Below are 21,505 nucleotides of genomic sequence, written 5' to 3' on the forward strand. Positions count from 1 at the left end.
TTCCCTCCTCTTTTTGATGCTGACGGGAGACATTTTTTGCTGACACGGGAGAAAACAAAAATTCTCTCCTGAGGAAAAAATAATTCTCTCCTGTGTTAGCAAAATTTTTCTCAGGAGAGAATTTCGACCCTCTCAGAACGCCCTATTCATCGGTGTTTTGGGAGAGCAATTCGGAGCATATAAGAGGGAGATATATCCACCCCTATACGGAACTCTTTTTTCCTCCTTTTTCCTCGATTTTTGCCTCGAGAAGAATTTACAAAACATGTCTATTCCGAGAGGATAAAATAGGAGCTTCTTGACTGCATTCTGATTGCTCAGCTGCTCTTTGTGAGATTCACGGGAAGGGTTGTTGCATGAGGACACGATGATTTCATGGAAAGCAGCTGTAACAGCCTCTTAGATCTGCCCACACATTGTGCACAGGAGGGGAGGCTTTGGCCCATGCTCTAAACAAAGAAAGTGCCACAACCCTTGATCGGGTTGTGGCACTTTCGATAAGAGCAGTCCCCCATGGGAGGATAGGCTACATAGTGGAGCTGGAGGGAGTTGAACCCTCGTCCAAACGCGGAAACAAATTGCTTTCTACATGTTTAGTTACACCTGCTTTTTTCGGGGCTTATCCTGTCAGTAACCTCCAATGGCATCACCCCTATCCCCCTAAATACGGTCTTCGCCCGAGGGCTTAGCGAGACTGACCCCGACTAACGTGCGCCGCCATATCGATCCGTTTCGGGATAAGAGTGATCGGGCGACGTCTCGTCTCCGCGACTGTCGCAGAGATGAAGCGGTTAACCTACTATACTTCGGTTACGCAGCGAGAGCGAAATTATTTGCGCCAACTAAAAGTTGTGATGTCTGAGATTAAAGTGCCAGGCCAACGACGCACTACATGCTTACAAGTCGGTTCGTCACGCTGTCAAAGCCGGTCAGCCCCGAATTGTAGGGACAAAGGTAGTTCTTTTCGTTTGGATTGCGGCTTAGTGTCGCTACCCTCCCCTTCTAACAGCCTTACAGACACTATGTATATGTTTACCGATGCTCCACGGATACATTAAGAGGGAGGTAAGGAGCAGGGATAAACTCTACAAAAGCTGTGTATGGATAGAGAAAACCGCCAAAAGAGGAGACAAACCAAAGGGCTAACCTCATGAGTTTCGCTCTAGTATGAGTCATAACGTCTGCCGCCTCGTTGGTCGGGTACCCATAGTCCATCTTCCTTGTGCGGTTGGATGGCTTGTATTCTCACAGCTACTTCGGCTTGATTATGCCGAGCTGTCGATTATCAGACCGCAAGGCTCCCTCCATTACAAGGGGTGGTAAATTGTTGGTTCCTCCACATAACTCAACATAGAACTACTGATATATCATTGACACACAATATATAATCACACAACCGAAGTGGTGTGCATTCAAAAAAGTTGATAGTCGGAGAGAGACAAAAGAATATGGAAAAACAATGATTTCTGGATTATTTTCTGAGGTCTGAGACACATTCTCCGGCTGTGTTTCAGTCTCATTTTTATTGAGCAGGTATTGCACGATTGGGGGGAAAGGTATACTTTTGTGTCCGAAATACAGGATGCTTATACGCTCCTGTCGGTCCTATAGCTCAGTTGGTTAGAGCACCTGACTCATAATCAGGGAGTCCTTGGTTCAAGCCCAAGTGGGACCACATGACCGCTCGGCGGTTGTGTTTTCTGTCAGCCTCGGCATATCCCGCCGGGGCTTTTTTATTCCTGAAAATCGGATCCGATTTTCTCATAGCATATTTCTTGCTTCTCTCACTCTTTCCGAACAAACAACTCTCTCATTCAGAATTTTAGATAGGTATTTTCTACTACATAGTTGCAGCCATCCTACGGGGATTGCGTACCTTAGTGCCAGAATCAAAAAACATGCACACCCCATGATAAAAGATTTATTGATGCGAAACCGCTCATACAGACGATTCGACGAAAACGTGGAAGTACCTGTAGAGAAAATAGAGTCTTGGGTAGAAGCAGCCAGATATACCGCCTCGATGCGCAATGTACAGCCTTTGAAGTATATCCTTGTCACAGATCCCACCCATTGCGAACAGCTTTGCCGAATGGTCCATTGGGCAGGCTATCTTACCGACTGGGATGGCCCGGAAGAGGGAGAACGTCCCAGAGCCTTTTTAGTACAGGTGCTGGACAGTAACATTGCTGCTTCGGGCCGGTACGACGAGGGGTTGCAGCTCGAGGCCATTACCCTCTCGGCCATCGAAGACGGTTTTGGTTGCTGCATCATGCTTAGCTTCAGTCAGGGCGAAGTAGCTCGATATTTTGATTTACCTGACAATATCTTCCCATTAGCTATCGTGGCGATAGGGAAACCTGCCGAAAAGGTTGTTTTGGAAGATATGCAAGCCTATGGAGACTATAAGTATTACCATGATGAAAATGGAGTACACCATGTGCCAAAACGCAAATTTGAAGACTTGGTATTTGCTCGTATCTATCCACAAGATTAGATGAGCTTGGGCAACTTGCAGGCTGTGCCGATTGTGTACCTTTGTCGTCGCAAGGGCGATGCCCTGACTAAATACAACAGACAGACTACAAGATGAGCAAACAACAAATACGCATCGCTGTTGTCGGGCTGGGTAATATCGGTCGATATGCCATTGAGGCTATCGAGAATGCACCCGACTGTACCGTTGCCGGGATTGTTCGCCGACAAGTGACAGAGCTGCCCGCCCGGTATTGTGTCTACAAGCAGGTGACAGAGTTGGCCGAGCTGGGGCAAGTTGATGTGGCCTTATTATCCCAACCTTCCCGACTTATTCCGGAGGTAGCTGCCGGCCTTCTTTCTCGAGGGATACGCACTGTGGACAGCTTTGATATACATTCGGAAATACCCGATCTGCGTAAGCGACTCAATGCCGTAGCGCAATCCCATGGCACAGCCGCTATATTGGCTGCTGGCTGGGATCCGGGTAGCGACTCAGTGGTGCGTACGCTGATGCAGGCCATGCTCCCTCAAGGAATTACTTACACCGATTTTGGCCCGGGCATGAGCATGGGGCATAGTGTGGCAGCACAAGCGATTGAAGGTGTAGAAAAAGCACTCTCTATCACGATACCGCTCGGAACTTCCGTGCACCGTCGTATGGTGTACGTAGAGCTTTCCGAGGGATATAGCAAAGAAGAGGTTGAGACAAAAATCAAGTCGGATGACTATTTTGCACACGATGAGACGCACGTCATAGTCGTAGAATCGGTAGATGCGCTCAAGGACGTGGGGCATGGGGTACACATGAGCCGCAAAGGTGTGAGCGGGTGCACACACAACCAACAACTGACATTCGATATGCGCATCAATAACCCAGCCCTTACAGCTCAGATATTAGTAGCATCAGCCAGAGCGGCCATGCGAATGGCACCCGGAGCCTATACTCTGCCCGAAGTGGCACCCATAGATTTGCTTCCTGGTGAAAGAGACCAGTGGATAGGCTTGCTGGTATAGTTTGGAGAATATAAACACAGATACAGTATGATAAACTGGACAGTTTCTCCCGAAATATTTACTCTCTTCGACCACGAAATCCGTTGGTACGGGTTGCTGTTTGGGGTTGGTCTTATTGTTTTCGGTCCCATGATTATGTCGGTTATCTGGAAACGGGAGCAACTCAAAGAAGATTGGATGAGGAAGATGGGTATTTATGTCTTCATCGGCACTATCGTAGGAGCTCGATTGGGGCATGTACTCTTTTATGATCTCGGGTACTACCTGAGCAATCCGATCAAAATTCTCGCCATTCACGAAGGTGGTTTGGCTAGTCATGGAGGCACGATAGGAGTGTTGGTAGGGATGTGGCTATATGGCAAATATGTTACCGGCAAAGGATTTCTTTGGGGGCTCGACAGATTAGCCGTACCTGTAGGACTGGTTGCTGCTATGATCCGGCTAGGCAACTTGATGAACAGTGAGATATTCGGTCGTGCCACCTCTCTGCCTTGGGGCTTTCGCTTCCTGCGTTCGCATGACTATTGGTCCGAAGTTGTAGGAAGCCCGGATTATTCATCCGTATGGGATCAAATCCCGCCCGAGATGGTACAAAATCTGCCAGCTGTCCATCCTACGCAGATATACGAAGCGATCTGCTACCTAATTGTATTCGGCATTTGCCTGTGGCTCTATTTCTGCTACAATGCAACTCGAAAATACAACGGCTTGATAGTCGGTGTTTTTCTGATTGGGATATTCGGCTCACGCTTCTTTATAGAGATGCTCAAGCTGGTGCAGGAGCCGTGGGAGCTGCAACTGATTGATTCAATCGGCATGAACATGGGACAACTACTGAGTATACCTTTCCTCGCCTTGGGCATCTACTGGGTGGTGCGTGCTATAGGCCAAAGCAGGAAACACCAAACTGTTTCTATCGACCAACAATAAAAAATCAAATACCAACCCATCAAATATTCAACAGACGTAATGATACAAATACCTCAAATTACAGAAGGCATCTACTATGTTGGTGTCAATGACCGATCAAAGGCGAAGTTTGAAAATATGTGGCCTTTGACCAATGGCGTATCCTACAACTCTTATCTGATTGTCGATGAGCAGGTCGTATTGGTCGATACGGTAGATGTATGCTATAGCGATACATTTTTCTACAAAATCGACCTTATCCTGCAAGGTCGTCCAATTGATTACCTTATCGTCAATCACATGGAGCCGGATCATAGTGGGTCGATAGGGTTGCTTCGTCAGAAATACCCCAATATCCGTATTATAGGCAACAAGAAAACATTCAATATGCTGGCTGGATACCATGGTATCACGGACAATTTGTTGGAGGTAGAACAGGGTAAGTCTATCTGTATCGGCAAGAGAGAGCTGAGCTTCCTGATGGCACCCATGGTGCATTGGCCGGAAGTGATGTTTACCTACGAACAGCATGACAAGATCCTTTTCTCGGCTGATGCTTTCGGTACTTTCGGAGCCTTGAATGGACACATTCTGGACAAAGACATGAATCTGGAGCCCTATTGGCCTGAAATGGAGAGATACTATGCTTGCATCGTGGGTAAGTATGGTCCTTTTGTACAAAAGGTATTCAAGACCATTGAAAGCATGCCAATCGAGATCGACTATGTATGCCCCACTCATGGTCCTGTTTGGACGGCTGCTCATTTTGGTGAAGCCAAGGATTTGTACGACCGTTTCAGCAAATACCAGCCAGAGGAAGGTGCCGTAGTTGTGTTTGGATCAATGTACGGCCACACAGAAGTTTTGGCTGATACTATTGCCCAATCTATTGCTGCAGCAGGGATCCGCAACGTAGTATGCCACAGCCTTACATCCTCCGATCCCTCCCTCATTCTGAGAGATATATTCCGCTACAAAGCTGTTGTATTGGGTGCTCCGACCTATAGCAATGGGCTATTCTCTCCTATGCAATACCTGATGCACCTAATCGAAGTGCGTGAAATAAAAGATCGCTACTTGTCTGTATTCGGCTCATTTACCTGGGGAAGTCAAGCTGTGAAAAAGATGCTCCCATTGGCAGAAACCATGGGTTGGGAACTGGTAGGCGAACCGGTAGAAATGAAGATGTCTCCCACCCCGGAGGTTTTGCAAAAGGGATGGGACTTGGGACAAGCCGTAGCTGAGAAACTCAAGAGTAATCGCAACTGATTGGCCTTACCAGGGCTTAATTAGGATGGTTTAACCCGTCCTGATAGATAATCAAAGGATCCGGGCGTGAGAAGAGACAATCTCCTCACGCCCGGGTTCTTTGTCTGACAGGCTGTATGCTATCTTTGCAGCAAGAAAAGAATCGACAGGTGGCACAAGCTCTCAATCTCACCGTTGGCGATGTACGCAAGCAACTGGTGCGTATCGCCCTGCCTATCATGGGGACTTCTTTTATCCACATGGCCTACAGTTTTACCGATATGGCTTGGCTCGGGCGACTCGGCTCCGAAGCTGTAGCTGCGGTGGGTGTTGTCTCTGTGCTTATATGGCTGGCCTATTCGATTTCCTATATCAACAAGACAGGTAGCGAAGTGACTGTAGGCCAAAGCCTCGGTCAGGAACAGCAGGATCGGGCAGCTCACTACGCTTCCCACAACATAACCATATCGATACTGATCTCCCTCGTCTTGGGATTGATCTATTTCCTTTTCGGACGAAATATATTCGCATTCTACAAACTCTCCCCCGAGGTCGAGGAACTCTCTTTCTCTTACCTAAAAATTGTGCTTCTGGGTTTCCCTTGCACCTTTTTCTCCATTACGGTAAGTGGGATATACAATGGATCGGGATTGAGCCATATACCGTTCAAGGTAGCAGCATCCGGATTGGTTCTGAATATGATATTGGATCCGTTACTCATCTTTGTGTTAGGCTGGGGGACGGAGGGAGCGGCATGGGCGACCACGATCTCCCAGTTCGTGGTTTTCTGGCTGTCTTATTACTATATCCGTCATAAGGCCCAACTCTTCGGAGGGTTTCCTCTTTTGGTACATTTGCGATGGATCTATGTAAGAGAGATTCTCCGTATCGGATTGCCTGTGGCAATACTCAATTCTTTGTTCGTATTCGTCAGTATTTTTTTAGGCCGGCAAGCTTCTTCAGCAGCCATACATAGTGGCCTCCCGGGGCATATAGGAGTGGCAACGCTTACGACCGGAGGGCAACTCGAAGGTCTCACGTGGAATACCTCCCAAGGGTTTGCTACGGCTCTTTCCTCTATCGTGGCACAAAATTATGCAGCCGGCAAGCCGGATCGTATCTTTTTAGCCTACAAGTACACCTTGATGTATACCTCTATTTTTGGAGGATTGGGAACACTGCTCTTTGTTTTTTGGGGTAGCCAATTCTATTCTCTCATTGTTCCGGAACCGATGGCCTACCAGGCCGGCGGGGTCTATCTCAGGATTATTGGTTTTTCCCAATTGCTGATGATGTGCGAAATTGCAACCCAAGGGTTATTCTACGGTTGTGGTCGTTCTATGCCTCCGGCTATCATAAGTATTGTGGGCAATTACTTGCGCATACCAGTTGCTATCTATTGCATCAATAGAGGAATGGGACTGGAAGCAATTTGGTGGATTATCTCTATCAGTTCGATGTTCAAAGGCTCGGTAGCTCTCTTTTGGATGTTTATCCTTCGCAAAAAGCTTCTGCATAGAGTCTCTTTATGAGCAAGTTCAAAGGGCTATCATAGGAACATAATCCGAGGCGTGTATTGTACATCGAACTGTCAGAAAGGCCAATAAAGTCAATATTGTACCTTTGTTTCCGTAGATATTCCCAAAAACTCAACATCGGAGCGAGGTTTTTACCCGACCGAAACAAATAAAATTGCACCTCCATGTCTGAAAAGCCGACACAAGCTCTCGTCTCTGTTTTGATCCCTGTTTATAGGGTGGAGAAGTATGTAGCTCGTTGCTTATACTCGGTATTGAACCAAACCTACCGCCCCTTAGAATTGGTCATAGTAGACGACAGAGGCGGAGATCGCTCCATGGAGATTGTCAGAGAGTTGTTGCCAGAATCAAGCTCGGAGCTGCAAATACGACTATTGCAAAATGAAACCAATCGAGGCGTGGCCTACTGTCGGCAAAAACTGCTTGAGGAAGCAAGTGGAGACTATTGCTTATACCTTGATTCGGACGACTATTGGCACAGCCCGGATAGCCTGGAATGTCTCATGCAAGCAATGCTCTCAACCGGGGTTGACTGCCTTGTGACAGACTACTATGCAGACTACCCTAAGAAGAAAGAGTACATGCGGGTAAATTGTCCAATAAGTTCCACAGATGCAGCCAAAGCAGTCTTGAGCGGACAAATGTCAGGCTTTATGTGGAATAAATGCTTTCGCACAGAGGCTTTGCGCCATCATGGAGGAGGCTTTGCTCCGGGCAAAAGGCTCATGGAAGATCTGCGTGCCATAATTCCTTTCTTTGCCTCCAACATACGGATTGCCTATCTGCCAATGGCTTTGGTACACTATGAACAGGGAAATGTATCTTCTCTGCTTAGTACGACCGGGGCGAAAGATCTGAATGAGCTAATGGAGGCCGTTGATTACTGCCGGGACGAGCTGCTGCGACGCGATCCCCAAGCACAAGAGCGATATGGAAGAGAAATACAAATGGCCTATCTGAATGCCAAAGCTCTGCTCTATGCTCGCTCCCCCCTCTCCTTTTATCCTCATATCCGAGCCTGTCACCCAGAGGTGGATCATCTGAACAAAATTCGCCCGGCAGCTTGGTACCACAAGCTCATCTATAAGCTGCAATCTCAGGCCCTCACCGGCAGCTTGGGTTATGTCTTGCTATTGCTCTTAAACCGATGGAAGTCATTTTTGCGTCGCTGATATATTACAGTTGCTTCTTTGCTCTTTTTGCCTTGCTCATCTACATGGGTAGGACAACCGAGAGATTGTCTGCCTATCCCATGTTCGCTCTATGGTTGTTGCTCACGATTTTTGCCGGAATGCGTTTCGGTCCAGGACGTGACTTTTCTATGTATCTGAACATTTACGAGTATGGCGAACATACACCAAACTACCACGTATTGGAGCCTTTCTGGAAGGAAATGATAGATCTTTTCCGCCGCTGGGGCGTAAGTTCGGCTGTTTGGTTCACGACTGTGGCCGGACTGACCTATGCTCTACTGATATATGGTTTTCGTCGTCTCTGTGGGGAGAACTGGTGGATTGCGATACTGGCATTCGTACTGGTTTACTCGGGTTATTTCGAGACATTCAATATCATGCGTCAGTACTTGGCTTTAGGGATTATGATAGCCTCCTACCCCTTGATGCAACAAAAGCGTTATTTGTGGTTTGCTCTTTGTCTGGTTGGGGCTTTCTTGGTGCACTCTTCCGCAGCGATCATACTACCGATGCTATTGATAGCCCGGATTAAATGGAACAAATATATTTTGGCTGCATTGCTTGTTTTCTCCCCCCTATTGAGCGAACTTCTGCTCCCTTCGATGTTGGATTTGCTGGGGAATATTCTACCCGACCGATATGGAATCTATACAGAGAAGAGTCAAGTATCCAAGATGCAAACCGAGACCGGCCTATATCCTTTATTCCTGATGTTTGTAGCCCTTTATTTCGTTTTCTCAGCCAAGCGAATAAGTAAATATCGCCCGGAGATATATCCCTATATCAATAGTCTGGTTTTTGCTGTCATCATATACAGCTTGTTCAAGAACTTTGAGACAGGGGTGCGAATCTTCTACTATCCTTTCGCTTTTTTCTTCCCTTTGCTTGCTCTGACAGTGAAGCCCGGCGATAAACTAAAGCGGCAGCCGGCTATTGTAGCCATACTGCTTGTCTTCTCCATCTTTACCTGTAAAAACCTCTCCGATATAAATGAGAGTTATTCCAAATATCGCAATATCTACGATACTCGGCGTTATCGCACTACTGCCATCCTGCAAGAAGAGAGCATTATATCACCTGTGTTGGTGAAAAGCCTTGTAGAGACTAAAGCGAGAGGGTAAGCCAAGTCAGAGTGCCGGAAACGATTTGAAACACAGGCCACATGACTCCCTGTTTTCTACATTCGAGATCGCAGTACGGTCTCTTCCTCATTCGATCGCAATCTCTCTCAGATTGATCGATCCAATTGCTACTAAAAAGGCTTGGCTCTGAAGGAACATCTTTGTTTTCCTTCGGGGCCAAGCCTTCTTGTTTAGGGGATTAGCAGTGAGCTATAACTCAAATACTCTGTTCTATCGTCCAGACAAAAGCCCTCAGTCCCTGTTGAGGAGTGGCCTCATCCAACTCTTTCAGGGCAGAAAGGAGAGGTTCCACCTTGTGATCTTCGCAAACAGTCATGAGAGCTTCGTTGAGAGTAGGCCAAGCATGGGTACCCAAGTGTGGATCCCCATCTCTGCTACCTCTGCCTCTCACAGCAGGCCAATGTGTATATCCCTTCAGATTGAGTCGCTCCAAAGTACGCACGACAATGTCTCTATAGGCCTGGTTATATGTTATCAAAACGGATTTCATCTGTTTGAACTATTGATAAGGTTCGACTTTTGTTTCTCGTACAACTTGCGGTACAGGATTCGACGCTCACGCTTTAGGGTACGTTTCTGCAACGAAGCATAAATAGTGGGCACCAACACCAAGGTGATCAATGTGGATACCGTGAGACCGAAAACAACCGTAATACCCATAGGACGCCACATTTCCGAGCCTTCACCCAAGCCGATAGCCAGAGGGAGCATCCCCAATACGGTGGTAGCTGTTGTCATCAATACGGGACGTAAGCGTGACCGTCCGGCACGGATAATACTTTGTCGTACACTCATCCCTCTTTCTCGACAGAGGCGGATATAGTCGATAAGCACGATACCATTCTTTACCACTATACCCATCAGCATGATAAGTCCGATGAAGGACATCACCGACAAAGTTGTGCGTGTAATCAACAACCCCAATATCACGCCGGTAAAGGCAAATGGGATCGAAAACATGATCACAAACGGATCTCTTAAACTTTCAAACTCTGCTGCCATCACGATGAAGACAAGCATGATAATGAGCACCAAGAGACTCGTAAGGTCAGCAAAACTCTCTTGCTGATTTTCCAGTGTACCACCGACCTTGTAGGTAACTCCTTCCGGTATCTCCAGTTCTTTGAGCATCTTCTTGGATTCTCGAGAAAGGTCACTCAAAGCCTTTCCGGGTGCTACAAGACCTTTTACTGTGACAATACGTTGGCGGTCTTTACGCTCTATCGTAGGTGGCATATAACGCTCCACGACACGCCCCAAGTCTGCCAGACGTATGCCCTTGCCCTGTGGAGTATATATCAGCAAGTTTTCGATGTCTTTTATCGAGCGTCTGTATGTAGGAGCCAGTAGTACCCGAATATTGTACTCGTCGCCGTCCTCACGGAAGAAGCCGGCACGACTCCCCTGAATACTGTTGCGCACGAAAGCAGAAGCCATACTCAGATTCAAACCATTCTCTGCCAGTTTGATCCTGTCAAATTCTATCTGGAACTCCGGAACATAGTCTTCACGGCTCATCCGAATTTCCGAACAGGAAGAGAATGACTTCATCCGCTCTCTAATCTCCTGTGCCAACCTATCCGTTTTGGCAAAATCATGCCCATAAATCTCTATATCCACAGCTTGCTGCCCTCCGGCTCCACCTCCATGGTCTCCTCCGGGGTGTACCCTATAGAGCTTGATCTCGGGGTAATCCTTCAATGTCTCACGCATATAGTCGGCAACTTCCACCATTGAGCGTTCTCGACTGCCGGGATCTGTCAGGCGAACGTTGTACTCTATGATATGGCTACCATTGCTGCGCATAGAGGCAAATGTGTTTTCCGCATCGGCTTGTCCCACGGCATACTGACACATAGCCAATTCGGGTATCTCAGAGGTCCACCGCTTGTATATTTTTTCGCCCAACACGCGAGATTGACTCACAGCCGTACCCACTGGCAATTCGACCTGCACAGTGATATAGGAAATGTCTTGTTGAGGGAAAAACTCTGTCTTGACCAGAGGGAATAAGCAAAGGCTGAAAATAAAAATCGCCAAAGATAATCCTATAACCATACGGCGGCGACTTACGGCTACTCGGAGGGTACGCTCATAGATACGCTCAAAACGCTCGAGGACTCTTTGGATGGGAGCAAAAACCAGCTCCTGTATACGAGATTTCTTAGGGATACGCTTCAAAAGTTGCGAACTGAGAGTCGGAGTGAGGCTAAGAGCCGCCACTGTGGAGATGATCATGATAATACTCACAATCCATCCTAACTGACGGAAAAGAATCCCTGTCATACCTGGCATCAAAGTCAAGGGTAGGAATACAGCCAACATCGTCAAGGTCGAAGCCACAACAGATATACCTACCTCATTGGTAGCATGAATAGCTGCCTGTTTAGGGTAGGCTCCTCGCTCTATGTGAGTGGTAATGTTTTCCAAGACCACGATAGCATCGTCTACCACCATACCGATGGCAATGGATAAAGAACTAAGAGAAATGATATTGAGCGAATTACCCGAGAAATAGAGGTAAATGAATGAGCCTACCAGAGAAATCGGTATCGTGAGAATAATGATAAAAGTGGCCCTCCAGCGTCCAAGAAAACACAAGACAACCAACAAGACCACGAAGAACGTGATATAGATTGTCTCCTTGAGACTGTTGATAGTATTGACAATGTTGCTCGAAGTGTCATAAATCACACCGATATGCACATCGGTAGGCAGTTTCTTGGATATTTCGGGTAAACGTCTGGATACTTCTTTGGAAATCTCCACCGAATTGGCACCACTCTGTTTGTTTATTACAATCACAGCACTTCGGCGTCCATTGGCGTAGCTCTCCTGCTGTCTCTCAGCTGTGCCGTCTATCACTTCTGCCAAGTCCCTCAAGTAGATGTTACGCCCTTGTACGCTGGCTACCACCAGGTCTCGTATTTCTTGTGGATCTCTGATTTCTCCCTGCACACGTAGCGCAGTTGTTTCGTGTCCAATATCCAAAAGTCCGGAAGACACAGCTCTGTTTTCTGCCAAGATTACACGGCTGATCTGTTCGATAGACACATGATAGGCTTCGAGTTTGGCTGGGTCGCAGTGGATAAGTATCTCTCTCTTCACGGTACCGGTCTTGGACACAGCCCCTACTCCATCAATACGTGCCAATTCGTTCACGACATTGTCTTCCAAGATCTTATCCAAAGCCTTGACACTCTTATCCGCTTCTACCGATAGGATCACAATGGGTATATCGTCCGCTCCGAAGCGGAAAATGACTGGCTTGCCGACATCCTCGGGCAAACGGTTGCCCATGGCATCAAGTTTGTCTCTCACATCGTTCGTTGCCTCTGTAATATCCACTCCTTCCATAAATTCGAGCGAAATGACAGATATGCCCTCGCGATTTTTGCTCGAGATATGCTTGAGGTTGCTCACCCCATTGAGGACGTTCTCCAGAGGCTTAGTTACATTGGTCTCCACATCCGAAGAGTTGGCTCCGAAATAGGTGGTGAGCACCATTATATTGTTGCTCTCAAACTCCGGATAGAGGTCTATCGGAAGTTTGACAAGGCTGAATACACCCAACACAACCAAAGCCACAAAGACCAGGATTGTGGTAACAGGTTTGCGGACAGCTGTTTCGTATAGATTCATGACCTAACCTCTCAAGAATTACTTATCCCTCTTGCTTATTCTCACTTCTTGACCCTCTTTGAGAGTCCCGGCTCCCTTGCTTACTACAATATCACCTGCGTTGAGGCCCTCGACAATCTCTACAAGTTCACCTTTGCTTCGACCCAATTTGACCTCTCTCGACTCGACTTTATTGTTCTTCAGCACATAGACGAATCGGCCTCCCGTACCGGCTTGCCGATTGATTGCCAACGAATTGACCGCAATCACTTCCTTTTCTCCGAAGTGCACATCAACGCGTGCATACATCCCCGGACGGATCTGCATCTTTGCATTGGGGATCTCCACCTCCACCCCAAAAGTGTGACTCATAGCATCGATAGTCGGGTATACCAGAGAGACGTAACCACGGAAACTCTCTCCAGGAATGGCTTCTAAGCTCACGTCTACCGGCATCTTGGGTTTAACCTGCCCATAGTACATCTCGGAGATATTCAGCTTGAGCCTGACCGGAGCAATCTGTTCCACCACATAGATAGGGAGCTGAGGAGAAGACATATCTCCGCTATCGTAATTGCGAGCAGTCACAATTCCGCTCACAGGACTGCGCAATACCGTATTATCAAGCATATTACGGTACTGGTTACGAGTGATCTCCAGAGAACTCTTGCTCTGCTCCCAACGAGCCTGTGCCAGCCCTCCGGCTTTGAATAGCTCGTCGGTCCGTTTGAAATCCAGCTCTGCATTGTCCAACTGCACCTTAAGCCTATCAAGAGAGCTATTATCCAGACGAGCTAATACCTGCCCTTTGGCAACCCTGTCTCCGACTTCTACCAGCATACGCTCTATGCGGAGTGGGGCCTGCGGACTGATATTATTACGCACCTTAGATTGTATGATCGCAGAAAACTGTTCGGAGGCTTCCACTCGGGTACGAATTGCAATGGTTGTATCGACCAATCGTACCGAATCCTCTTGGGCCAAAGTCTTGGCTTGTTTGCCTCCCCTGCTACAACCGGTGGCCATGCCCAAACCGAGCGACAAGCAAAGTGCAGCAAAAGCTGCGCCATATTTCATACCGAGGGTTATATGTTTTTCCATTGCTATTATAGTTTTATCTGTGTTATTCTGGTTTGTTATTTCTGTTCGGGTTCTTTGCCGGTGAGCTTCTCCAGGGTATAGAGAGCAGTCATAAAATCGAAAACAGCCTGATCTTCATTCAATCTGGCCTGCAAGAGTTGCATATCTGCATCATTGACCTCCAGAAGAGTCCCCACTCCACTTTCGTATCTCTTGCGAGCGATCTCGTAGCCCTTTTCGGCTGCAGTAGCTGCCTTGTGAGCGGCACCGTAGCTCTTCACAGCCTTGTCTATCTGATCACTCTGCTGCTCCACTGCCAAAGAGATTTGCCGGCGGAGGTCTTCTCGCTGCAATCGCAGCATAGTCAGATCCGTATTGGCCTGCTTAACCGCATAGTAACGCTTCCCACTGCTAAAAATAGGGATAGACAGGCGGAAAGACATTGCAGCATTAGGAGACCAAAGTTTGTCTTCGGACAGCTTGAGGACGTTATTCATATAGTTGTAAGTGTAGTTGGATGAAACGACCAGCGAGGGTAAATAATCCCACTGTTTGGTTCGCTTGCTTTTCTTGAGCAAGTCGCCCTGAATATCCATCTGACGAAGAGAAGAGTTGCCCTGCACGGCAGTATCTACCCCAAAATAGGAGCTATAGACTTCGCCGGCATAGTCTGATAGTTTTTCGGAAAGAACAATCGGAGTAGAAGGGTCTATGGCCAGCAACACACAGAGTCGCTTATGTGCCAATAAGCGACCTCGCTCTGCCTGCAATAGCATCGGCTCAAGATTTCCGACTTGCACCTCGGCTCTCAGGCGATCGAAATCGGCAATCAAACCCTGCTCAAACTGATCTTGTATCTGCTTGTAATTTGTTGTTGCATTACGGTAGCTAGCCAGAAAAACCTCATACGAACGCTCTGCCAATAAAGCAGACAGGTAGGCCTTGCGCACCTCGGCTATCATCTCTATCCTTGCCGAGCGTGCCTTTTCCAAACTAAGCTCCATCTGAGTATTGCCGATAGCTATACTTTCCCACAACTTAGGAACGATCAATGGCATAGAGGCAGTAGCTCCCAATTGTAAATTATGTGTCTGCCCCATTTCTATACCTCTGGGTTCAGGCATACCCGGCATTTGTAAATAAACAACCGGCTTCTTAAAGGTATAGCTGTACGATACTGTACCATCTATCTGTGGAAAAAGGGCTGCAATCATTTCCCGTTTCATGTAGCTCTGCTTTTTGACGGACAGATCCGCCACACGCACAGATACATTCTCGCTCAAAGCAATACGCAAGGCCTCAGATAGGCCTATGTGGAGAGTATCTTGAGGTTCGTTGACTGAGGGTGGTGTCGACTGCCCGGAAAGAGTAACAGGGGCAGACAAGACGATCGCTGCTACAATACATGTAAATATTTTATTCATCTTCCCTAATTGTATGTTTACGTACCATATGGATGAGAGAAACCAATATAAGTTTAATCGAACTTACTGAACAAATGTACTTTTTTTGAGCAAACCTCGGTAAGAGGTTCGCGATTGAAATATCGACAGTATTTATACATGAGAGTCATTGGTTTTTTGCACTGTCCTATCGAGGAGAAAAATAAGTACCGAGGGCCTCAAAATGTTTCTCAAAAGCCCTCCTTCCCCCCTCTGTGATGCGACATACCGTGCGTGTACGCTTGCCAGCAAAGCCTTTCTCTACATCGATATATCCGGCTGTCTGCAACTTGTCTATTTGTACACTCAAGTTCCCTGCCGTAGCCCCCGTTTCTTCTTTGATATAAAGGAAATCGGCTTCCTGCACATACATCAAAATGGACATCACGGCAAGGCGTAATTCGGACATCAAAAGCGGATCTAATGGCTCAAGCATGAGTGTTTCTTTTTATTTGGAATGCCATGATATGCCCGGGGATGCAATGCATCAAAAAGAACGTAATAGCAAATATCAGTACTTTCAGAGCTATTGGAAGGGACAATATCATTAACGCATAACCCATGGTCATGCCAAAGATGGAACTATACTTAAGTAACTCCACATCAGCACCAAAGGCCGTAATAGCAGTAGCTGCTCCTATCAGAATTAACACTATTGATAGAATCTCTCCTTGCATAGGTATGAACCCGAGCAGTATAACATTTGTCCCCATTACGCCCCAAACCACATCCAGTAACTTGTCCATCTGTGTTTTGGGTATATGCCGTCGGTTTCCCTTTTTCAGAAAGAACCAAGAAAGTAGTCCTCCCACCACTGGAATGGCCAGCCACAAAAAGTTGGCATCATTGCCCCAATGTGGGTAAAGAAAGAAGACAAGTAATGAAATCGCCGTTGCAGTATATCCCCAGATCAAACAGGGCCTACTCGACCGATGCTCTATATTGCGACGTGTCTGATCCATCATGTTCTGTATTACACGCAGACTTTCTTGCGGTGTGAGATCTCGTTCTTCCATTGTCTCTGTCTGTTTATTGGATGTAACATTAAGGTAAGCAACGACAGAGACTCCTTTCTCCGCCATTGATAGAGCAAAAATAAAACAGTTTGTATTATAAACCAAACTAACAGACAAAATGATTGTAATACAGAAGATTTACTACGTGTGTCTATTCTACAAAGTCTCTCAAGGGTACTTAGCACAGCAGACATACTATCAAAAAAGGGGAGGGATAGAACAAATTGGCCGAAACCTATTGAAAGACCATCTTTTTGTCTTTTTTCGGAACGATAGTAGCCTTCCATTGACATTTGCTCATAAATGAGGTGATTGCATGATCTCGGCTAAAAACTCCGACATAGTGCTCCAGACTGTGATTTCAGATTGTTTTCTTTTGTTTGTTTGTCTCTCTTTTGTGTTATCTTTTGAGTTGGATTTTATGCCCGAATTAGGAGATTTTTGACTGTGTTTTCCCTCTCTTTTTTGATGTCGATAGGAGACGTTTTTTGCTGACACGGGAGAAAACAAAAATTCTCTCCTGTGAAAAAAATAATTCTCTCCTGTGTTAGCAAAATTTTTCTCAGGAGAGAATTTTGACCCCTCCGAAACGCCCTATTCATCGGTGTTTGGGAAACCCCATATGAGGGGTATAAAAGGGAGACTATTCATCCCTGTATACAGTCTGTTTTTTCCTCTCTTTTCCCGGTTTTTATTACGATCTGAATTTTACAAAACGTGTCGACTTTGGAAGCAAGAGACAAGGGCTTCCTGACAGCCATTGAAGAACACGTGAGCCAAAAAACTCTCGCACGAGGCTCTTTTGAGCCATCGTGTCTTAGCGCATCGTATAATCGTAAGAGATATTGTTGTATAACATCGTACTCGTGCATTATTTCCGGCATTCGAGCTTGGTCATAGTGGCTGGCATACTCCCTGTACCCTCTGTCTGAATGTCTTCAAGGTTACCGCGCTCTATAAAGTCAATAAGATGGCAATTAAACTTGCCATTTTGGAACCCATGCAAAGGGCTCATAAATAGGCTCTTTGCAATAAAAAAGGAGGCGACCCAAAGCTTGTCTTCCCAAATATCGGGAGAGATACAAGCTTCGGATCGCCTCTTTCTTTTTTCAAATTTCTTACTTCAATCTCTTGGCTGGAAAGAGGGGAGAAGGATCTACCGCCCTGATCACACCATGCTTGTCTACCAGATAAGTATGAAAACTCTTCGATAAGGCATGGAGCTGTCCGGCATGAATCTTCTCGGCAAAGAGACCAATATGGCTCTGTCTTTCTTTGTCAAGCCCATCTATAGAGGCCGTGCGCCTATAGACGGCCGGGTCGGGATCGAGAGAAACAGCCCTGTAAGCAACAAGATTACGTACCTTTTCAGCGGAGGCAAAGAAGTTTTGCCAGCGGATATTTTCGGCACGACTCTCTCCATCATAGGAAGCCCAGAAATGCACCAGCATATACTCTGCAGGCATATCCGTAGCCCCATCCGATACCGAAGCCAAAGATTTGATTCCCGGCAATACATCTCCTACACCAAAGGCTTCGGAGCTTTCTCTTTCGTCCCGTACAGCTCCCGTCATCAGGAGAAGGGAAAAGAGAAATACGATGCCGAAAATTACGTGCTTTGAATTCATTGTTTTCCTTTTAAGTTTCACATCCCATATCCTCTCAGTTGCAGGCTTCAGCTCGCGTTGTAGGCCGGCTCCTTGTCACAAAAGCTCTTCTGCTCCTGCGACCGGATATGGTCCCTGACTTTCAGGTCATGTGCAGCAAGAGAATGGTCGCTACCATTCTTCGCAACGGAAAGCACACGGAGCAAAGGTATACAAAACAATAAATATGATGAGAAACGGTGATATACGAGCCTAATTGAATATCAAAAGCTTACAATATTCCGAGGTGAGAGCAAAGCCCGGAAACATCACAGTTAAGTAAAATTAAGAGAAGAGGACCTCGCTCAAACAAGGGTGCCACAGAGGTTGATTGCACGGTATCCGTAGATGTTAGGACACATAGATTTGTCAGACATTGGATGTGATAGAGGTTGCTATCCTTCTTTATACAATATCAAACAGCTCAATAGCAGGTGAAATATATCCCTCGTAATAGCAGTCTCATATTCTGTTGCATGTAGAATTGCAATCGGATAGATTTTGTATTGCCGAAAGTTTGTATACATTTGCACTGTACTACTTATGTGGTGATGTAGACCGCTCTAAAGAGCTCAAGGCTCATAGGGTAGGGGAGAGGGAAGGCGACAGAATAGCCAGAAGACTTCCGCAAAGAGCTGTCTAACAATGAGTTTAATTCATTATTTATCAAAAACAAACGAGTATGATAGACATCAAAAATCTCCATTTCCGTTACAGTCGGACTTCTCCTCTTCTTTTCGAGAATATGAGTCTGCAACTCCCCTCCGGTAGCATCTGTGGACTGCTCGGACGCAATGGAGAGGGCAAAACCACTATGTTGAAGCTCATCGCAGGTAGTTTGTTAGCCTCGGACGGAGAGCTTGAAGTTCTCGGGAAAAATCCGCAACAACGCGAACCAAAATTTCTACAACAAGTATTTCTTTTGCCCGAAATTGTGAATACGCCGGCCATCAGAGTGGGTAATTACTTAGACATGATGGCACGGTTCTACCCGGACTATGACAACGATATTGCTGATGAAGCTCTGCGAACTTTCGATATCAATAGAGATATGAAGCTCGGCAAAGTATCTCAAGGACAGAGAAAAAAAGCAGTCATTACATTGGCGATGGCTGTCCGTACTCCTCTGTTGCTCATGGACGAGCCAACCAACAGCCTCGACATCCCCTCGAAAGCTGCTTTCAGACAACTGATGGCCCGATACACGCAGGACGAACAGACGGTATTGATTAGCACTCATCAGGTGAGAGACCTGGAGTCCCTTATCGACCGCATCCTGATGCTGGAGAATAACCGAATTGTTTGTAATGAGACAATAATATCTCTGGGACAGAAATTCCGTTTTGCTCCTTGCAACAAAGAGCAGACACCACCTCTCTATACTGAACCTTCGCCCATGGGAACAATGGGAGTGTTTCCTAAGGGAGAACAAGCCACAGGGGACGAATTTTTCTCCATCGAACTGTTCTTTAATGGAATGATTAGCAACCCCCAAGGCTTTGCCAATATTATGAAGCGGAGCTGACAACAGACTTCTCCTCCGAGAGAGGGACAACTCGTCTATAAATACATATCACAGAAACATACAATGGAAAGAATACAACAAAACAAATTTGCAGACGGATTCTTCAATCGTATTGCCAAAATTCTCCATATGGAGATACAAAGCCATGGCAAAAACCTGCTGACTTTAGGGCTCATTATCATGGGGGCTATTTTTGTCGGAGAACACTTGCTGTTCTATGTAAATGGATCAAAGATGATTGCCTTTGATCATGCACTGTCTTTCACCGCATGCTCGATGGCTCTTTTTGTCTTCTACACCTATAGGATTAACAGGCGGGTAAACGGGGTCAACCCGATTGCCTATACAATTCTTCCGGCCTCCAATCTGGAAAAGTTCATTAGTATGTGGATTATCGGGCTGGTATTGTTTGTCTTCTCCTTTGTGATAAGTCAGCTTGCCTATACCCTTACTTGGATTTCAATCCCCAATGGTGTACTCTCATTGAACAGTCTGGTTATCAGTGGAGCCCCCAAAGTAGAAATGGGCTATACAACATTGGATTTCAAAGAATTGTATAATGGGGCTCTTTCTAATCCCGGCTTTTTCTTCCTATTGACTTCCTCTATTTGTTCGTCGATCTTTTTCCGGCGATACCTTGTGGCTGTATTTTCTTGCATAGCGATGTACATACTCTTGGCTTTTGGTTATTCCCTGCTCATATCCAACATTGGGGATATAATGGCTTATCAAAAAGAATTGCGTTGGTCGTATCTCCTTACGATAGGAGGTCTCGCCTTGTTGTTCTTTTTCCTATCTTACTATTCACTGAAACGGAAACAGATATGAATATAAATGACATACAACGCTTCAGCATCTTCACTCGCATTGCCGAATTGGTCAAGGATCGCATCATGTTGGGGGAGTATCAGGTCAATGAGCGCATTCCCTCTGTGCGGGAGCTGGCTTCGGAAATGCAGGTCAATCCCAATACGGTTGTGAGAGCTTTCGATCGCTTGGTGCTGGCCGGAATTATTTATCCCAAGCGAGGAATGGGGTTCTTTGTTTCCGAACAAGCAGCAGAACGCATTGCTGCCGACCGCAGAAAAGCGTTTGAGGAAGAAGTTTTGCCGGCTATTTTCGGGGAAATGGAGCAGCTGGGCGTATCAATGGAGGAAGTACTTGAGATCTTCCGCATATACAAAAACTCAAAGCACTAAAAAGGTAATAGGAAACTGTTGCATGTGGGGCTGTGGCAAAATTCGATTTTGCCACAGCCCCATTTGAGTGCGTTAGAATGCGCAAAATGCAAAGCACTGAGACTGAAGGGTATGCTCACTATACATACACAGCCCGTAAGGCTATTAAGACACTTAACACCATGCTGAGGCATCGTAAAGGACATTTCTCACTATACATACACAGTCCGTAAGGCTTATCAAGACTTTTGTTTGGTTAGTTTTTTATTTTACCTTTGTGATCGTCATATACATAGTCTGTAGGGCTATTAAGACTGCATGACGAATTCGGGCGATTCCTTATCCTGTAACTGCATGCACTCACCATACAAGAATAGTCTGTAGGGCTATTGAGACCTCAATTGCGCCACCTCCGGGGATCTGCTGGTACTGGCGCATTGGGGTTTTCTTGTCGAAAGTGCCACAATCCGATCAA

General features: G+C 46.3%; 19 protein-coding genes, 1 tRNA gene and 1 other RNA gene. 11 read left to right on the forward strand and 10 right to left on the reverse strand.

Going from position 1 to position 21,505, the window contains the following annotated elements; translation table 11 throughout:
- Positions 1–531: 531 nt before the first annotated feature.
- Together ssrA and DQN70_RS09475 are read right to left on the reverse strand one after the other, a co-directional pair.
- Positions 532–937: a transfer-messenger RNA gene (gene ssrA, locus DQN70_RS02195) on the reverse strand.
- Positions 938–1,032: 95 nt separating this feature from the next.
- Positions 1,033–1,215, reverse strand: a complete 183-nt coding sequence (locus DQN70_RS09475; protein ID WP_042120447.1) for a hypothetical protein — start codon at positions 1,213–1,215, stop codon at positions 1,033–1,035.
- A 386-nt stretch (positions 1,216–1,601) separates the two neighbouring features.
- On the opposite strand from DQN70_RS09475, the gene DQN70_RS02205 reads away from it, so the two are divergent.
- The 8 genes from DQN70_RS02205 (at position 1,602) to DQN70_RS02240 (ending at position 9,501) form a co-directional block, all read left to right on the forward strand.
- Positions 1,602–1,675, forward strand: a tRNA-Ile gene (locus DQN70_RS02205).
- Positions 1,676–1,909: 234 nt separating this feature from the next.
- Positions 1,910–2,497 (forward strand): nitroreductase family protein, encoded by a 588-nt coding sequence (locus DQN70_RS02210; protein WP_023938171.1) that lies wholly within the window; start codon positions 1,910–1,912, stop codon positions 2,495–2,497.
- 92 nt (positions 2,498–2,589) lie between these two features.
- A complete protein-coding gene (locus tag DQN70_RS02215; RefSeq protein WP_023938172.1) occupies positions 2,590–3,492 on the forward strand; it encodes a diaminopimelate dehydrogenase in 903 nt (300 codons plus the stop codon).
- Positions 3,493–3,519: 27 nt separating this feature from the next.
- A complete protein-coding gene (gene lgt, locus DQN70_RS02220; RefSeq protein WP_023938174.1) occupies positions 3,520–4,422 on the forward strand; it encodes a prolipoprotein diacylglyceryl transferase in 903 nt (300 codons plus the stop codon).
- 39 nt (positions 4,423–4,461) lie between these two features.
- On the forward strand, positions 4,462–5,670 hold the full coding sequence (locus tag DQN70_RS02225) for an FprA family A-type flavoprotein (protein ID WP_023940597.1): 1,209 nt from the start codon (positions 4,462–4,464) through the stop codon (positions 5,668–5,670).
- Between the two features lie 149 nt (positions 5,671–5,819).
- Entirely contained in the window at positions 5,820–7,181 is a 1,362-nt protein-coding gene (locus tag DQN70_RS02230; protein WP_036889530.1) for an MATE family efflux transporter, read from the forward strand.
- Between the two features lie 170 nt (positions 7,182–7,351).
- The gene (locus DQN70_RS02235; protein WP_023940595.1) at positions 7,352–8,359 is read left to right on the forward strand and encodes a glycosyltransferase family 2 protein; all 1,008 of its coding nucleotides are present in this window, start codon (positions 7,352–7,354) and stop codon (positions 8,357–8,359) included.
- Positions 8,335–9,501 carry an EpsG family protein gene (locus tag DQN70_RS02240; RefSeq protein WP_023938183.1) on the forward strand — a complete coding sequence of 389 codons (1,167 nt, stop codon included), beginning with the start codon at positions 8,335–8,337 and terminating at the stop codon, positions 9,499–9,501. The genes DQN70_RS02235 and DQN70_RS02240 overlap by 25 nt, the downstream gene beginning before the upstream one ends.
- A gap of 217 nt (positions 9,502–9,718) precedes the next feature.
- Here DQN70_RS02240 and DQN70_RS02245 read toward each other — a convergent pair whose 3' ends face one another.
- From DQN70_RS02245 to DQN70_RS02285, 8 genes are all read right to left on the reverse strand, one after another.
- The gene (locus DQN70_RS02245) at positions 9,719–10,012 is read right to left on the reverse strand and encodes a PG0541 family transporter-associated protein (protein ID WP_036888110.1); all 294 of its coding nucleotides are present in this window, start codon (positions 10,010–10,012) and stop codon (positions 9,719–9,721) included.
- Positions 10,009–13,164: an efflux RND transporter permease subunit gene (locus tag DQN70_RS02250; RefSeq protein ID WP_023940593.1), complete on the reverse strand. Its 3,156-nt coding sequence runs from the start codon at positions 13,162–13,164 to the stop codon at positions 10,009–10,011. Before DQN70_RS02250 ends, DQN70_RS02245 begins: the two co-directional genes overlap by 4 nt.
- Positions 13,165–13,182: 18 nt before the next feature.
- Positions 13,183–14,244 carry an efflux RND transporter periplasmic adaptor subunit gene (locus DQN70_RS02255; RefSeq protein WP_023940592.1) on the reverse strand — a complete coding sequence of 354 codons (1,062 nt, stop codon included), beginning with the start codon at positions 14,242–14,244 and terminating at the stop codon, positions 13,183–13,185.
- 35 nt (positions 14,245–14,279) lie between these two features.
- Complete coding sequence (locus tag DQN70_RS02260; RefSeq protein ID WP_023938188.1) at positions 14,280–15,647, reverse strand: TolC family protein; 1,368 nt, start codon at positions 15,645–15,647, stop codon at positions 14,280–14,282.
- Between the two features lie 166 nt (positions 15,648–15,813).
- Entirely contained in the window at positions 15,814–16,101 is a 288-nt protein-coding gene (locus DQN70_RS02265; RefSeq protein ID WP_023938190.1) for a winged helix-turn-helix domain-containing protein, read from the reverse strand.
- Entirely contained in the window at positions 16,094–16,681 is a 588-nt protein-coding gene (locus tag DQN70_RS02270) for a hypothetical protein (protein ID WP_023938191.1), read from the reverse strand. Before DQN70_RS02270 ends, DQN70_RS02265 begins: the two co-directional genes overlap by 8 nt.
- Positions 16,682–17,552: 871 nt before the next feature.
- Positions 17,553–17,696, reverse strand: coding sequence for a hypothetical protein (locus DQN70_RS09480; protein ID WP_023938195.1), 144 nt, complete (start codon positions 17,694–17,696; stop codon positions 17,553–17,555).
- 103 nt (positions 17,697–17,799) lie between these two features.
- Complete coding sequence (locus DQN70_RS02285; RefSeq protein ID WP_023940589.1) at positions 17,800–18,309, reverse strand: hypothetical protein; 510 nt, start codon at positions 18,307–18,309, stop codon at positions 17,800–17,802.
- Between the two features lie 700 nt (positions 18,310–19,009).
- On the opposite strand from DQN70_RS02285, the gene DQN70_RS02290 reads away from it, so the two are divergent.
- The 3 genes from DQN70_RS02290 to DQN70_RS02300 all read left to right on the forward strand — a co-directional run bounded on the left by DQN70_RS02290 (position 19,010) and on the right by DQN70_RS02300 (position 21,051).
- Positions 19,010–19,852, forward strand: coding sequence for an ATP-binding cassette domain-containing protein (locus tag DQN70_RS02290; RefSeq protein WP_023940587.1), 843 nt, complete (start codon positions 19,010–19,012; stop codon positions 19,850–19,852).
- Between the two features lie 63 nt (positions 19,853–19,915).
- Entirely contained in the window at positions 19,916–20,680 is a 765-nt protein-coding gene (locus DQN70_RS02295; RefSeq protein ID WP_023940585.1) for a hypothetical protein, read from the forward strand.
- A complete protein-coding gene (locus DQN70_RS02300) occupies positions 20,677–21,051 on the forward strand; it encodes a GntR family transcriptional regulator (RefSeq protein ID WP_023938208.1) in 375 nt (124 codons plus the stop codon). The genes DQN70_RS02295 and DQN70_RS02300 overlap by 4 nt, the downstream gene beginning before the upstream one ends.
- The last annotated feature ends 454 nt before the right edge of the window (positions 21,052–21,505 follow it).

Origin of the sequence: Porphyromonas crevioricanis (assembly GCF_900476255.1) — a bacterium.
In the GTDB taxonomy this organism is placed as follows: domain Bacteria; phylum Bacteroidota; class Bacteroidia; order Bacteroidales; family Porphyromonadaceae; genus Porphyromonas; species Porphyromonas crevioricanis.

Excerpts from the sequence above, each read along its gene's own strand:
- DQN70_RS09475 (WP_042120447.1), bottom strand. The coding sequence starts at position 1,215 with ATGGACTATGGGTACCCGACCAACGAGGCGGCAGACGTTATGACTCAT.
- DQN70_RS02210 (WP_023938171.1), top strand. The coding sequence starts at position 1,910 with ATGATAAAAGATTTATTGATGCGAAACCGCTCATACAGACGATTCGAC.
- DQN70_RS02215 (WP_023938172.1), top strand. The coding sequence starts at position 2,590 with ATGAGCAAACAACAAATACGCATCGCTGTTGTCGGGCTGGGTAATATC.
- lgt (WP_023938174.1), top strand. The coding sequence starts at position 3,520 with ATGATAAACTGGACAGTTTCTCCCGAAATATTTACTCTCTTCGACCAC.
- DQN70_RS02225 (WP_023940597.1), top strand. The coding sequence starts at position 4,462 with ATGATACAAATACCTCAAATTACAGAAGGCATCTACTATGTTGGTGTC.
- DQN70_RS02235 (WP_023940595.1), top strand. The coding sequence starts at position 7,352 with ATGTCTGAAAAGCCGACACAAGCTCTCGTCTCTGTTTTGATCCCTGTT.
- DQN70_RS02240 (WP_023938183.1), top strand. The coding sequence starts at position 8,335 with ATGGAAGTCATTTTTGCGTCGCTGATATATTACAGTTGCTTCTTTGCT.
- DQN70_RS02245 (WP_036888110.1), bottom strand. The coding sequence starts at position 10,012 with ATGAAATCCGTTTTGATAACATATAACCAGGCCTATAGAGACATTGTC.
- DQN70_RS02250 (WP_023940593.1), bottom strand. The coding sequence starts at position 13,164 with ATGAATCTATACGAAACAGCTGTCCGCAAACCTGTTACCACAATCCTG.
- DQN70_RS02255 (WP_023940592.1), bottom strand. The coding sequence starts at position 14,244 with ATGGAAAAACATATAACCCTCGGTATGAAATATGGCGCAGCTTTTGCT.
- DQN70_RS02260 (WP_023938188.1), bottom strand. The coding sequence starts at position 15,647 with ATGAATAAAATATTTACATGTATTGTAGCAGCGATCGTCTTGTCTGCC.
- DQN70_RS02265 (WP_023938190.1), bottom strand. The coding sequence starts at position 16,101 with ATGCTTGAGCCATTAGATCCGCTTTTGATGTCCGAATTACGCCTTGCC.
- DQN70_RS02270 (WP_023938191.1), bottom strand. The coding sequence starts at position 16,681 with ATGGAAGAACGAGATCTCACACCGCAAGAAAGTCTGCGTGTAATACAG.
- DQN70_RS09480 (WP_023938195.1), bottom strand. The coding sequence starts at position 17,696 with ATGAGCCCTTTGCATGGGTTCCAAAATGGCAAGTTTAATTGCCATCTT.
- DQN70_RS02285 (WP_023940589.1), bottom strand. The coding sequence starts at position 18,309 with ATGAATTCAAAGCACGTAATTTTCGGCATCGTATTTCTCTTTTCCCTT.
- DQN70_RS02290 (WP_023940587.1), top strand. The coding sequence starts at position 19,010 with ATGATAGACATCAAAAATCTCCATTTCCGTTACAGTCGGACTTCTCCT.
- DQN70_RS02295 (WP_023940585.1), top strand. The coding sequence starts at position 19,916 with ATGGAAAGAATACAACAAAACAAATTTGCAGACGGATTCTTCAATCGT.
- DQN70_RS02300 (WP_023938208.1), top strand. The coding sequence starts at position 20,677 with ATGAATATAAATGACATACAACGCTTCAGCATCTTCACTCGCATTGCC.